Source organism: Alkalicoccus luteus (assembly GCF_052061695.1).
In the GTDB taxonomy this organism is placed as follows: Bacteria; Bacillota; Bacilli; order Bacillales; family Salisediminibacteriaceae; genus Alkalicoccus; species Alkalicoccus luteus.
In genome coordinates this window covers 1-13408 of sequence record NZ_JBPZEY010000009.1, presented here as the reverse complement: position 1 = coordinate 13408, position 13408 = coordinate 1, and the positions used below count along the sequence as shown (strand labels likewise).

The following is a 13408-nucleotide window of genomic DNA, read 5'->3' as shown; positions in this document are numbered from 1 at the left end:
AGACAGGAGGAACCTATGAATATATTACTCGTTGGAAGCGGAGGACGTGAGCATGCGCTAGCCTGGAAGCTCGCGGATTCCGATCTGGCAGATGAGATTGTAGTAGCACCAGGAAGCGATGCGATTGGGCAAATTCTGGAGTGTACGATTGAAGACGTGAAAGAAGATGACCATGAAGGGATGAAGCGCCTCGTTGAACAGTATGAAATTGAATTGGCTGTGATCGGCCCTGAAGCGCCGCTTGCAGCGGGACTGACAGATGTCCTTCAGGCAGAAGGGGTCCGTGTCTTCGGCCCCACAAAGGCAGCCGCTCAGCTGGAGAGCAGTAAAACCTTTGCTAAAGAGCTTATGAAAAAATACGGGATCCCAACAGCTGCGTTTAAGCAGTTCACCGAAGCGGAACCGGCAGTCAGCTACATCCGTTCGCAGGGAGCTCCGATCGTTGTAAAGGCAGATGGTCTTGCAGCCGGGAAAGGCGTTATCGTTGCCGAAACGGTAGATGAAGCGATCCGCGCTGTGCACGATATTCTAGACGACAATGCTTTTGGCGACGCAGGATCGTCTGTAGTTATTGAAGAGTATTTAAGTGGAGAAGAGCTTTCTTTCATGGCATTTGTTCACGGCAGCACAGTTATTCCAATGGTAACGGCTCAGGACCATAAACGTGCTTACGAGGGAGATAAGGGTCCTAACACAGGAGGAATGGGAGCCTATTCTCCGGTACCTCATTTGGATGGCAAATGGCTGCAGGAAGCAGAAGAAAGCATTCTGCGTCCTGCAGCAGAAGCGATGATTCAGGAAGGCGTCCCGTTTACAGGTGTTCTCTATGCCGGCTTGATGATTACAGAAAACGGACCGAAAGTGATCGAGTTCAATGCCCGCTTCGGGGATCCCGAAGCGCAGGTCGTGCTGCCGCGCCTGAAGAGCGATCTCGTGCAGGTCCTGCTCGATGTCCTAGATGACCGGGAAACGACTCCAGAATGGAGCGATCATGCCTGTGCTGCAGTAGTGGTGGCATCTGAAGGGTATCCCGGCAGTTACGAAAAGGGTCAGCCTTTTACGATGCCGATGACCCGGTCTAACGAAACACAGCAGTTTTTCCATGCCGGATCGGTTGTTAACAGCGAACAGGTAGGCTGGAAAACAGCTGGGGGCCGTGTGTTTCTGCTTTCCACGCAGGCACCCACACTCGAAGAAGCGTTCAAGCTGACGTATGAGGTGCTCGGTCAGAAGGAATGGCCAGGATTGTTTTACCGGCGTGACATCGGTCACCGGGTCATCAGCCGTTCGGAGCATGAATCAACATAAGCATAAAAAACCGTCCGGACACTAGTCCGGGCGGTTTTCACGTGAATGGTTACTTCAGCATGCTATGCGGATCAATAACGAACTTTTTAGAGGCGCCGCCGTCGAATTCCTTATAGCCGTCAGGCGCCTGATCGAGTGAAATAACCGTAGCGTTTACGGCTTTTGCAATCTGGGCTTTCCCGCTTAAAATGGAGTTCATCAGCTCGCGGTGATAACGCATAACCGGCGTTTGACCGGTTACAAACGTATGCGCCTTTGCCCAGCCGAGACCGAGACGGATTTTGAGTGTTCCTTCTTTTGCATCCTCATCGACACCACCCGGATCTCCCGTTACGTAGAGTCCCGGAATACCGAGTTTTCCGCCTGCGCGGGTGAGCTGCATAATGGAGTTCAGCACGGTTGCCGGTGCCTCGGTGGCATTTGCCCCGTGAGCGGAGGCTTCAAAGCCTACTGCATCAACCGCGCAGTCTACTTCATTTGTACCAAGAATCTGTTCGATCTGTTCGCCAATATCATCATGTTCACGGAGGTTGATGGTTTCACATCCGAAGCTCTTCGCCTGGTCCAGCCGTTCCTGAATCAAATCGCCGACGATAACAACAGATGCACCTAGAAGTTGAGCGGAGTGAGCCGCAGCAAGTCCGACAGGCCCGGCTCCGGCAACATAAACGGTTTTACCTGGTGATACCCCGGCGCTGTAAGCTCCGTGGAAGCCGGTCGGGAAGATGTCAGACAGCATCGTCAAATCACGTATCTTTTCCATGGCCTTATCTTTATCCGGAAAACGAAGCAGCTGGAAATCAGCGTAAGGAACCATGACGTATTCGGACTGTCCGCCGACCCATCCGCCCATGTCTACATATCCGTATGCAGAGCCTGGCCGGTCAGGGTTCACGTTCAGACAAATATGCGTATCCCGTTCTTTGCACGCTCGACAACGGCCGCAGGCGATATTGAATGGAACGGAGACGAGATCGCCGACCTTCATAAATTCAACATCCCGGCCGCATTCAATGACTTCACCAGTAATTTCGTGTCCAAGAATCAATCCTTCTGGCGCGGTCGTCCGTCCGCGCACCATGTGCTGGTCACTGCCGCAGATATTCGTCGTTACAACTTTGAGGATAACCCCGTGTTCACATTTGCGCCCGACGTTAAGCGGATTAACCCCCGGTCCGTCCCGTAAAATAAGCTCCGGATAATCAATATCCTGTACTTCAACCTTGCCTGCCCCCATGTACGCTACCGCTCTGTTTCCACCCATACGTGTGCCTCCTTTTTAGTGATGAAAATGGCTTGCAGTCTATTTACTATGCAAAAACGATGCCAGCGTGTAAAATGCGTTGTAAAAGCGCTTTCATTTCCGGCGTTCAGGTAAAATGTGCAAAAAATGAACAAAGATGTCTCAAATTAGTACAAACATTTCTGAATATTTAGTATGATTCCGGTAGAACCGGTTTGAAAGGAGGGGCCCGCATGGAGCTGTCACTGATTGGGGCGTCACGTAAGCGCTGTGAAAGCTACGGTATTCTGCCCGACAGCCCCGTTCAGCCGAAACGGGTAAATGCAGGGAAGCTGCGTATGATGCTTAAGCAGGACGAAACGTTGTTAACGCACATCAAACAGCTGTTTCGTCAGCTGGAGCATGCGTTTGATTCAAAAGCGTATACGGCCGTTTTTGTAAACAGAGAAGGGTATATTTTGACGAAATGCGGAAGTCTGGGTGCGGCTGCTAAGGATCGATTTTTGGAGATCGGTACGAACTGGTCGGAAAGTGCGATGGGCACCAATGCAATGGGGATCGTTCTGTATGACAGGAGACCGGCAGTCATTCACGGGGAGCATCACTATTACAAAGCGCATCATTCCCTCACTTGCGCAGCAAGTCCGCTCTATGACGCAGACCAGTGCTTTCGGGGCGCAATAAATATCAGTACCGCAAAAGAAAATTATCATCCGATGCTGTTAAGTCTCACAGAAACGATTGCAGAAGCAGCTGCTCAGGCGATGAAGCTGGACCGCTCCAGGGAGGAGGAGCTGATGCTCGAAGAAGAGCTGGCCGTTACGTCACGGCTGGCCGGAATTCCGATGATTACCGTGCAGAAGGGCAAGGTGATTCGTGCCAACGGACTTGCCAGGTCAAAACTTGGCTCCCGCATTGTCGGCCAGGAAATTTCCCGCCTTCCTTCAGGCAGAAGCACCTCGGTCGGTAAGCATACAACGGTTGTCGCGCTGCGGGACCGTTCCGAGCAGCATCTGCACCAATTTCATGATATTGCCGGCTCCTGCCCGAGCATTACCCAGCTGAAAGAGCTCGGAAAAAAAGCGGCCGATTCAGATTATCCTGTGATCATATACGGAGAGAGCGGAACCGGAAAAGAGCTGATGGCTCAATCGATGCATACAGAAGGCTGCAGAAGCTCGGGACCGTTTGTAGCACTGAACTGCAGTGCCATTCCGGAAACGCTCGTTGAAAGTGAATTATTCGGCTATGAGAAAGGAGCTTTTACCGGCGCCAGCCACCGCGGCCAGGCGGGAAAATTTGAGGCGGCTGATAAAGGCACAATTTTTCTGGATGAAGTAGGGGACCTGTCATTAAAGGCGCAGGGATCACTGCTGCGTGTGCTGCAGGAACGAGCGATCACGCGTATCGGAAGCGTAGCACAGATTCCTGTTGATGTTCGGGTCATTTCAGCTACGAATAAAAATTTAAAGCAGGAAGTACGCGAAGGCCGCTTCCGGGAAGATTTGTATTACAGATTGAAGGGAATTCATCTGACAATGCCTCCGCTGCGTGAACGGCAGGATGTGCTGGAGGTGGCACAGGTGCTTCTCGGACAGCTGGCGGCAGGCAGTAGCTTAACGGAAGCCGCGAAACGCAGGCTGGAGGTGTACAGCTGGCCGGGAAACATCAGGGAGCTCCAAAGTGTGCTTATGCAAGGTGTATTTCTGGCAGGGCATCATCAGATTGACGAAGCTCATATTCAATTTGAAGATGAGTATGAGATACATGCCGGACATGGAGGCGGCACGCTTGAAGAAATAGAAGCAGAAGCCGTAGCCAGGGCACTAAAAGAATCAGACGGCAACGTGTCGAAGGCTGCGGAAGCGCTCGGTCTGGCTCGTAACACCATGTACGCAAAAATCAAGAAGTATGATATTTCGATTAATGAGACGTAATTCGCAGAAATAACGACGTATACGGTGGAGAATCGCTCTGCAGATTGTATGCGGAGGCTTTTCCCTCTATAATGAAAATAATACGTCTGCACGCTCACCAGCAGACGCTCTTTTTTACTATCGAATGGAATATTATGTATGTCCGGAGAGGCAGGGATCGTCATGAAGGAATCTAGACCCGTATCACATGCGGTGTCCAGTGAGGGAATGGTCTCGACCGCGTCCTCTACAGCAACACAGGCAGGCGTGGACATGCTTCGAAAAGGGGGCAATGCAGTCGATGCAGCAGTAGCCGCAGCCTTCTGTCTTGGCGTATCAGAACCACAGGCGTCGGGAATCGGCGGACAATCGATGGCTCTGGTCCACCTCGAGGATGAAGGAAAAACATTTGCGCTGGATGGCTCTTCTCGTGCCCCTTACGTCCTGTCCCCGCATAAAAATCCGTCAAAGGCGATTAAGCTTGGCTTAAAATCAAGCACCGTTCCGTCTACACCGGCAGCTCTAGGCTATCTGCATGAGAATTACGGAAGCCTTTCGCTCGAAGAAGTACTCGCTCCATCCATCCGCGCGGCAGAAGAGGGGGTGGAAGTGACGTCGCTCATTCACAGTAAAATCGTAAAAGAAGCTGAGCAGCTTCGAAAAGATCCGCTCATTCTGAAGCGGTATTTTGCAAAAGGGAAGCCGCTGAAGGCAGGCAGTATACTAAAGCAGCCGGAGCTTGCTGCCACGTTCCGGGCGATGGCAGCAGAAGGCTGGCGAGATTTTTACACCGGCAGCATCGGGAAAAAGATCTTGCAGGATATGGAAGAGCGCGGCGGGCTGATTACAGAAGTGGACCTGCAGCAAATCCCCCTGCCGGTGGAAAGGGAAGTGCTTGAGAGCAGCTACCGCGGCATGGAGATCGTCACGTATCCGCCGCCGGGAGCCGGGAGAGTGCTCGTTCAAATATTAAATACCCTGGAAGGATTTGAGCCTGACGAGCTGGATCCGGATACTCCGGCCGGTGCAGTGATTTTAGCACTTGCCTTCCGATTTGCGTTAAATTACCGCCAGCGGATGCCCGTTTCCCCAGACCACTATTTGCAATCTGTTTCGCAAATGATGGTCGATAAAGGATATGCTTCCGAAATTACAAAGCGGATCCGGGACATTCATAAGCTGGCGCTTCAAGATACCTTCGCAGCACCGCCGGTATCAGGGGAAACGACACATTTGTCTGTAACCGATAAAGACGGGAATACCGTAGGCATTACGCAGTCTGTGGAGCTCGTATTCGGCAGCAAGCGGATGGCAAAAGGACTTGGCTTTTTTTATAACAATTACATGAGTGCATTTGAATACAAAGATAAAACGCATCCTTATTTTCTGCTTCCGGGCGGGGTGCCGTGGAGCAGCGTTGCGCCGGTACTGATTAAAAAACGCGGTAAAATTCAGTATCTGCTCGGCAGCCCAGGAAGTGCCCGTATTTCAACAACTCTTGCACAGGTGATCGTGCGGCTGATTGATAAAGGTGAGTCACTGGAGGATGCCATTGCCGCACCGCGTTTCCATGCGTCTGACCAGGGTGAACTGATGATCGAAAAAGACCGTTTTTCCAAGCAGGTGTATGAAGCGCTGCAGCTGGCCAGTTTTAAACTGCAGCGAAAAGATGCGTACAGTTTTTATACGGGCTGTGTTCAGGGAGTCCAGCTTCCTGTACGGTTTTGGGAAAAGTACCAGGGAGTTGCAGACCCGCGCCGTGATGGCACGGCAGAAGGGCCGGAACAGACTCATTAATGACTACTATTAGGAAGAAGGGTGTGTTTGCGTGAAAATAGCAGTGGTGTACAACAGAGAAAGCCAAGCCGTCATTAACTTATTTGGAACCCAGAATCGGGAGAAATATGGTTTGGAAACGATCCGGCTCATTCGGGAAGGATTGAAAAAAGGCGGGCACGAAGTAAAAACGTTTGAAGGCGATAAAAACCTGATTCAAAACCTGGAAGATTTTATGCCCTCCGTTATTTCAGGAGAGCGGCCTGGTCTTGTTTTCAACTTAAGCTACGGTATCCAAGGGCGCGGCAGATATATGCACGTGCCCGGCATGCTGGAAATGCTCGGCATTCCTTACGTCGGTTCAGGTCCGGAAACGCATGCTCTAGCGCTCGATAAAGTTGTGACAAAAATCCTGCTCATGCAGCAGGGGCTGCCTACACCAAAATTTGCTGTTCTTGATAAGCCGGACAGCCCGCTGCGGGAGTCGCTTACCTATCCTCTTATCGTAAAACCAAAGGACGAAGCGGTATCGTTCGGTTTGAAAATCGTGCATAACGAAGAAGAGCTTCGCGAAGGCGTCCGTGTCATCTATGAAACATACAACGCTCCGACGCTCGTAGAAGAGTACATCGAAGGCCGGGAAGTAAACGTAGCGCTGATCGGCAACAATCCGGTAGAAGCACTTCCGCCGGTTGAACTCGTATTCGGGGAAGGTCCGCAAATTTATACGTTTGAAGACAAGAAAAATCAAAGCGGCCGGACCGTCGAAAAAGTCTGCCCGGCGCCGCTCTCCGATGAAGAAACAGAACGAGTGAAAGAGCTGGCTGTACAGACGTTTAATGCGCTTCACTGTCATGACAGTGCGAGGGTCGACTTCCGCATTGACCGGGAAGGGAACCCGTATATTTTGGAAGTGAACTCAATGGCCAGTCTTGGTGCAGACGGCTCGCTCGTGTTTGCGGCCGATAAAATCGGCATGGATTATGCGGCGCTCGTTAACCGGCTGATCGATGTGACGTGTGAACGCTATTTTGGCAAGGATTTCTTTGATCAGGAATCACATGAAATGAAGACGACTGCGGATAAATTGTTTAAGCGGCTTACCACTACGCGCGGCAGGCTGGAAGAAGAGCTGAAAAGCTGGACGAATCTTTCCTCGAGAACAGAGGATGCAGTCGGCTTAAGCAGCGTACGGAAACGGCTTGAGGAACGGCTTGCAAAGCTGTCGCTGAAGGAAGTTCCCGAACTGACTAACGGCAGGTCGGCATGGACGTGGGAAACGAAGGCAGGTCTTAAAGGAGGAACGCTTCTCGTGGTTCCGATCGATGTGCCGGGGAAGCGAACCGGTTATCCGCTCTCGTTTCGAAAGGAGCAGGAATGGATTTATGGCGAAGGGGTCGCCTCCAGCCGCGCGGGAATTACAACAGCTCTTGCAGCCTTGAAGGCACTGAAGGATGAGAAAAAGCTTGCGGGCACGAAAACGGGTATTTTCTTTTATGCTGATGAAGGACGCGGGATGCGCTATTCCTCTGCGATGCTCGAAAAAGCAGCGGCAGAGGCTGAGGATGTTATCGTGCTGCAGCCGGGCTTTGTGGAAGGAAAAGTCGTCGATCAGCGCCGCGGTTCACGTGACTATCACATCATTGCGGAGGGAGACCCGGAGCGCATCGGCAGAAAAAGCCAGCCGCTTGACGTGCTTACGTGGTTTCTGGATCAGACAGCGAGTCTGCGTGAGTTAAGCAGCCGCCGAAAAAAGATCGCTGTCTCCGTCCAGGATATTCAATCCGAACGGTACAGCGTCCTCATGCCGCATCGCGTCACAGCAACGATTGCCGTTACTTATTTGGACGATAAGCTGGCAGAAGAAGCAGAAGAACAAATGAAAAAGCTGTTCAGACCAGGTCGTACGGGAATGAAAACGTACATTGAACAAATCACAGCCCGGCCGCCGCTGAGACGGCAAAAGAGTCACCCGATGTTGGAGCGGCTGGAGCACTGGGCAAAGGCCTATCAGCTGCCTTTTGGAACAGAATCAAGCTTGCTGGCGACAGCGTCCGGAGTCGTACCGGAGAATATTCCGTGTATTTGCGGATTTTCACCGGCAAGCAGAAGGCTGTATACGCCGGATGAGGCGATGCATCGAAGTGAACTTGTACAGCGGGCAGTCCTGTTAGCACTTTACCTGCAGGAGGAATCTACATGAAGCAAGCTCTCCTTCCGATTTTGATTTCAGTCCCTCACGGGGGATCGCATATTCCGGACCATTTAAAAGAAAGACTGCTGCTGTCCGAGGCGGACGTTGCTCGTGACGGCGACACGTGGACGCAGGAGCTGTTTGATTTCCGCGGCAGCGTGCAGACGTTTATGGCAGCTGATACTGCCAGGGTCGTCATTGACCTGAACAGGGATCCGACGGACCGTCCTCCAGCAAATCCGGACGGAATTGTCAAAACGCTCACTGTCGACGGCCAGCAGGTGTGGAGCGAACCGTTGAGCGACGAGGAAACGAATAGTCTGATTGAAGCCGTACATGCTCCGTATCATCAAAAGCTGATGCATGCATCTAGTGAAGAAGGGCTGCGTTTTGCAGTGGATTGCCATACGATGCTGGACATTGGACCGGCTAAGGACGGCAATACGTGGGAACAGCGTCCGTTAATGTGCATCAGCAACCGCGGCAGTGCAGGCGGAGGCAGAGAGACAGAGACGATCACGGCGCCGCCGGAATTCATGCAGCTGTTTAAGCAGGAGCTGGAACGGGAGTTTGCAGATGAAATGGTAGAAGGAATCCCGCTTGTGCTTGTAAACGCCCCGTTCAGAGGCGGGTACATTACGCAGCTGCACGGACCGCGGACAGATATTCCGTGGATACAGCTTGAGCTGAACAGGCGCCTGTACCTGCCGGCTGCAGCGGGTCCCGTCCCGTCCGCTGCTGATCTGGAGCGGCTGACGAAGCTTCGTGACAAACTGCTCCTTGTACTGGAGCGAGTGGCAGCACCTGCGCAGCCTGAGGCGGGGGAAGAACCTGCTTCCTAAACGATCAGACAATAGGAGCCTGCAGCAGGCTCTCGCTTTGCTGCAAGGGCCGGGTTTGTTCGCAGGGAAGAGGTGCTTTTCGGCAGCGGGCTTTACAGAGTACCGCTTGAAAGGGTACAATGAAACTACAATTCGATACGGAACGCACTGGGGGTGCTGCAATGCTGAGAGACGGGTCTTCCCGTTAACCCTTTGAACCCGAACTGGATAATACCAGCGTGGGGAAGTGCAGGCGGCTTTCTTTGCCGGTTACCTGCATCTTCTGAGACTGATCATGAAGATGCTCTTTTTTTTCGGTGCCGCCTGTCAGAATAAATGAATTTTCAGCATGTAAGACAGTCCCGCGGGGGGACTGTCTTTTTTTCGTTCGAATCGTAAAATAATCTGGCGTTCGCCGCCGGCTGGAGGAATGTTTCAATGAGTCAGGTCAGTTGTGGAACAAGCAGAATTGTAGGAGTGCGCTTTGCGGTATATCCGATGTCCGATCAGTTTGCGGACATTATCAAATCCGCTTTGCAAGAGGTTGATACGTCGAAAGTATGGATGCAGACAGATGATATTACGACCTGTGTCCGCGGCAGGAGTGAGCACGTTTTTGATGTCGCTGAAGCTGTATTCGTACAAGCGGCAAAAAACGGCACGCACACGGTGTTTAACGGTACGTTTTCGATCGGCTGTCCTGGAGACAGTGAGGGCGACACGTATATGTCAGAAGACGGCGTGCGCTTGAATAAAGAAGCATCGGCCGACACAAACGTAGAAGCAGCGACCCATTTCGCCCTATATCCAATGAACAACCCGGAGTATATGCAAGTCATTGCCGACCAGGTTGAAACGGCAAAAGAGCACGGTACGTTTACGAAAGGCGTTCATTATGCGTCACGGCTCGATGGATCAGCGAATGAGGTGTTCGGGACACTTGAAGAAATATTTGTTGATACAGCGCAGTCGAGCTCGCACGGACACGTAACGATGACCGCCACAGTATCTGCGAACAGCCCGTCGAAAAAAGACAATGAGAGGAACGGCTGATGCTGCTTAGAGACTGGAAGCTGAAAGAAATTGTCCTGATGTCCATTCTCGGCGTCGTATTTGCCTTTATTTATCTCGGCTTTTACTTCTTCGGTCAAGGTCTGCGAAATGCACTCATGCCGTTCGGCCTCGCGCCGTTCGGCTATGAGCTGATTTTTGGAATTTGGTTTATCGTTTCCATTGTAGCGGCCTACATCATCCGGAAAAAGGGCGCTGCGTTCTGGTCGGAGCTGATAGCAGGCACGGTACAGGTGCTGGTCGGGAGCCCGGCAGGCCCACAGTTGATCATTTCTGCGGCGATTCAGGGGCTCGGTGCCGAAGCTGCGTTTGCAGCGACAAAATGGAAAAATTATTCCCTCTGGGTGCTTATTGCAGCGGGGATGTCCGCTGCGCTGTTCAGCTACGCCTGGGGCTGGTTCCAGTCCGGCCTGGCTGCACTTCCGGCAGGCTTGATTATTGCAACGCTGCTCGTCAGATTGGCAAGCGGTGCGCTGCTCGCCGGCGTACTCGGAAAATGGATCAGCGATCAGCTCGCCAAGACGGGGGTGCTCAGAGGCTATGCATTAGGGAAGGTGAAACAGCATGGACGGATTCGAAAAGCATCCTAAACCTCCTGTCATAGAGCTGAAGCGCGTCAGCTTTGCCTATGAAGAAGAAGCTCCGCTTCTTCACGATATCAGTCTTCAATTTCAGGCAGGCGAATGCTGCCTGATCGGAGGCGCGAGCGGGAGCGGGAAAAGCACGCTCGCTCTGATCATGAACGGACTCTATCCAGAAGCGGTGGAAGGAACGATGCGCGGCGAGGTCCGGCTGCATGGACGACCGCTTTCCAGCTATAGGAAAGGGGAAGCAGCACAGCACATCGGCGTCTTGTTTCAGGACCCGGAGAGTCAGTTCTGTATGATCAGTGTGGAAGACGAGCTGGCGTTTGTGCTCGAAAATATTGCCGCTCCACGAGACGTAATGGACGAACGAATCGATCATGTGCTGAGAGAAACAGACATGACCGACTTTCGCCACCGGGCTATTCATGAGCTGTCCGGCGGCCAGAAGCAGAAGATTGCGCTTGCTTCCGTGCTGCTTCTTGATCCGGAGGTGCTGATCGTCGATGAACCGGCGGCCAATCTTGATCCAGCTTCAGGAGAAGAGCTGGTAGAGCTGATCGGCCGAATCCGCCGATCACGCGGCTGTACGGTGTTGATTATCGAGCATCAGGCTGACCGCTGGCTGTCCCTTCTAGACCGGGCCGTGTTTCTTGCAGCCGGCAGCGTCATGCTGGACGGGAGTCCGGATACTATCTATCAAACGAAACGAAGCCTGCTTAAACGCGAAGGCATTCATCTGCCTTTCCGATACGATCCGCTTCCGCCGCGAAGTCCGGGTCCACACCGCGGAGAGACAATCTTCCGTGCAGAAAACCTGACAGTCTCCAAGCGGAAAAAAGCGATCGTGCAGCACGCTTCGTTTCAACTGCACCGCGGAGAAATGCTGGCAATTGCCGGTGAAAACGGATCTGGAAAGACCACACTTCTTCAGGCAGCCGCCGGACTGCTCCCGCTGGACACCGGCCGTATTGAACTCGGTGGAAAAGCCTTGCAGGAACTGGGTGAGGAGCAGTTTCGCAAGCGTACCGGATTTGTATTCCAAAATCCGGAGCACCAGTTTATTACCGATACGGTTCAAGAGGAGCTGTTATTCGGTCCGGAGCTTGCAGGACGTGATGATGCAGAAGAGTGGATGGAGGCGCTGTTGAGGCGCTTCCGGCTGGAGAAGCACCGGTATCACAATCCGTTTACGCTTTCCGGTGGTCAAAAGCGCCGTCTTAGTGCAGCAGTCATGCTGGGCGACATTCCAGACGTGCTGTTTTTGGACGAGCCGACGTTTGGCCAGGATGCGGCGTCTACAGCTGATTTGATGAACATGCTTGATGAGCTGCGCAGCGGCGGAACCGCAGTTGTATTGATCACCCATGACATGATGCTTGTCGATCGCTACTGTCATCGCGTGTTAGTCATGAAGGGCGGAGAAGCGGCTTTCGAGGGGGAACCGCAGCAGCTTTGGAAAGAGCAGGACCTCTTGCAGTCCTGCAGCTTGCTGCAGCCGGAACGGGAGGCGGTGACAGGATGACAGCTTCCCTTAATCCGGCTTTGAAAGCCGTGACGGTTCTCATTCCGGGTGTCATACTGAGCTTCAGCTTCGATATATTCACCCCGCTTGTGTTTTTACTGTTTATCATCGGCTACACCGTATTTTTCAGCGGCGTTCCGCTGAAAAAGTGGCTTCTGTTCTTCATGCCTTTTACGGTGCTTGCGGCAGGGTTTGCCTGGATGAGCATGTTGTATGCTTCAGGATCGTTTGCTGAAGGCCGAACGTTATTTACCGTTTGGCGGTTTGAGGTGACCACAGGATCCGTTGCTGTCGGGATAAGTCTTGCCTTGCGCTCTCTCTGCTTTGGGGCTTTGTCGCTGCTGTTTATTTTGACGACCGACTCTACGAAGTTCATGCTTAGTTTAATGCAGCAGTTTAAACTTCCGCCTTCCATTACTTATGGAGTGCTTGCAGGCTACCGGTTTCTGCCATTGTTCCGTCATGAATTTCAGCTGCTGCGGCAGGCGCAGCGGGTTCGCGGAGTTGGCAGAGCGAAAGGGGTAAAGGCACGGATGCTGCAGTTCCGCCGCTACGCTGTTCCCCTGATGGCCAATGCGATCCGCCGGGCAGAACGGACGGCAAATGCGATGGAATCAAAAGGATTCACCGGCTCCACCGAGCGGACACACTACCATCACATGCAGATACAGGCACGGGACTGGTCGTTTTTCGGGCTGATTAACGGTGCCATGCTGCTTACGTTCGCTGTTTCGTACTATCTTGGCTACTTATCGATCTTTGGCTACCAAGCAGGGTCATAGCGGCGGACAGCGGAAGCTGAGGTCTTCAGAGAAGGATCTGTATGAGCATAAAGCCGGACCAGTGGAAGCCGGGGCCACTGAAAAAGTCCTTGATGAAGACTAGAAACGTCCTTGTGGACGTTTTTGGTCTTCTTTATCTTTTTTGCTCCCTTTTTCCCAGATGATCGTCTATACTTAGTTTACTACTT

10 protein-coding genes and 1 riboswitch are annotated in these 13408 nt (G+C 52.5%); of the genes, 9 read left to right on the top strand and 1 reads right to left on the bottom strand.

The window, feature by feature from the left end:
- The first annotated feature begins 15 nt into the window (after window positions 1-15).
- Window positions 16-1308, top strand: a complete 1293-nt coding sequence (gene purD, locus ACSZLD_RS12500) for a phosphoribosylamine--glycine ligase (RefSeq protein WP_377909304.1) — start codon at window positions 16-18, stop codon at window positions 1306-1308.
- Window positions 1309-1357: 49 nt separating this feature from the next.
- Here the strand turns inward: purD and fdhA are convergent, their stop codons facing one another.
- Complete coding sequence (gene fdhA / locus ACSZLD_RS12495) at window positions 1358-2572, bottom strand: formaldehyde dehydrogenase, glutathione-independent (RefSeq protein ID WP_377909305.1); 1215 nt, start codon at window positions 2570-2572, stop codon at window positions 1358-1360.
- A 212-nt stretch (window positions 2573-2784) separates the two neighbouring features.
- On the opposite strand from fdhA, the gene ACSZLD_RS12490 reads away from it, so the two are divergent.
- The 8 genes from ACSZLD_RS12490 (at window position 2785) to ACSZLD_RS12455 (ending at window position 13220) form a co-directional block, all read left to right on the top strand.
- Window positions 2785-4488, top strand: coding sequence for a sigma-54-dependent Fis family transcriptional regulator (locus ACSZLD_RS12490; RefSeq protein WP_444685363.1), 1704 nt, complete (start codon window positions 2785-2787; stop codon window positions 4486-4488).
- Window positions 4489-4650: 162 nt separating this feature from the next.
- Window positions 4651-6264, top strand: coding sequence for a gamma-glutamyltransferase family protein (locus tag ACSZLD_RS12485; protein ID WP_377909307.1), 1614 nt, complete (start codon window positions 4651-4653; stop codon window positions 6262-6264).
- A gap of 31 nt (window positions 6265-6295) precedes the next feature.
- A complete protein-coding gene (locus tag ACSZLD_RS12480) occupies window positions 6296-8446 on the top strand; it encodes a M20/M25/M40 family metallo-hydrolase (RefSeq protein ID WP_444685362.1) in 2151 nt (716 codons plus the stop codon).
- Complete coding sequence (locus ACSZLD_RS12475) at window positions 8443-9279, top strand: N-formylglutamate amidohydrolase (protein WP_444685361.1); 837 nt, start codon at window positions 8443-8445, stop codon at window positions 9277-9279. Before ACSZLD_RS12480 ends, ACSZLD_RS12475 begins: the two co-directional genes overlap by 4 nt.
- A gap of 139 nt (window positions 9280-9418) precedes the next feature.
- Window positions 9419-9521: riboswitch (TPP riboswitch) on the top strand.
- Between the two features lie 175 nt (window positions 9522-9696).
- Window positions 9697-10311: a YkoF family thiamine/hydroxymethylpyrimidine-binding protein gene (locus ACSZLD_RS12470; protein WP_444685360.1), complete on the top strand. Its 615-nt coding sequence runs from the start codon at window positions 9697-9699 to the stop codon at window positions 10309-10311.
- A 2-nt stretch (window positions 10312-10313) separates the two neighbouring features.
- Window positions 10314-10919 carry an ECF transporter S component gene (locus tag ACSZLD_RS12465; RefSeq protein WP_377909319.1) on the top strand — a complete coding sequence of 202 codons (606 nt, stop codon included), beginning with the start codon at window positions 10314-10316 and terminating at the stop codon, window positions 10917-10919.
- Window positions 10894-12438: an ABC transporter ATP-binding protein gene (locus ACSZLD_RS12460; protein WP_444685359.1), complete on the top strand. Its 1545-nt coding sequence runs from the start codon at window positions 10894-10896 to the stop codon at window positions 12436-12438. The genes ACSZLD_RS12465 and ACSZLD_RS12460 overlap by 26 nt, the downstream gene beginning before the upstream one ends.
- Window positions 12435-13220 carry an energy-coupling factor transporter transmembrane component T family protein gene (locus ACSZLD_RS12455; RefSeq protein WP_444685358.1) on the top strand — a complete coding sequence of 262 codons (786 nt, stop codon included), beginning with the start codon at window positions 12435-12437 and terminating at the stop codon, window positions 13218-13220. The genes ACSZLD_RS12460 and ACSZLD_RS12455 overlap by 4 nt, the downstream gene beginning before the upstream one ends.
- Window positions 13221-13408: the final 188 nt, after the last annotated feature.

Coding starts and splice junctions, on each gene's coding strand:
- ACSZLD_RS12470 (WP_444685360.1), top strand. CDS start 9,697: ATGAGTCAGGTCAGTTGTGGAACAAGCAGAATTGTAGGAGTGCGCTTT.
- purD (WP_377909304.1), top strand. CDS start 16: ATGAATATATTACTCGTTGGAAGCGGAGGACGTGAGCATGCGCTAGCC.
- ACSZLD_RS12475 (WP_444685361.1), top strand. CDS start 8,443: ATGAAGCAAGCTCTCCTTCCGATTTTGATTTCAGTCCCTCACGGGGGA.
- ACSZLD_RS12460 (WP_444685359.1), top strand. CDS start 10,894: ATGGACGGATTCGAAAAGCATCCTAAACCTCCTGTCATAGAGCTGAAG.
- ACSZLD_RS12485 (WP_377909307.1), top strand. CDS start 4,651: ATGAAGGAATCTAGACCCGTATCACATGCGGTGTCCAGTGAGGGAATG.
- ACSZLD_RS12490 (WP_444685363.1), top strand. CDS start 2,785: ATGGAGCTGTCACTGATTGGGGCGTCACGTAAGCGCTGTGAAAGCTAC.
- fdhA (WP_377909305.1), bottom strand. CDS start 2,572: ATGGGTGGAAACAGAGCGGTAGCGTACATGGGGGCAGGCAAGGTTGAA.
- ACSZLD_RS12455 (WP_444685358.1), top strand. CDS start 12,435: ATGACAGCTTCCCTTAATCCGGCTTTGAAAGCCGTGACGGTTCTCATT.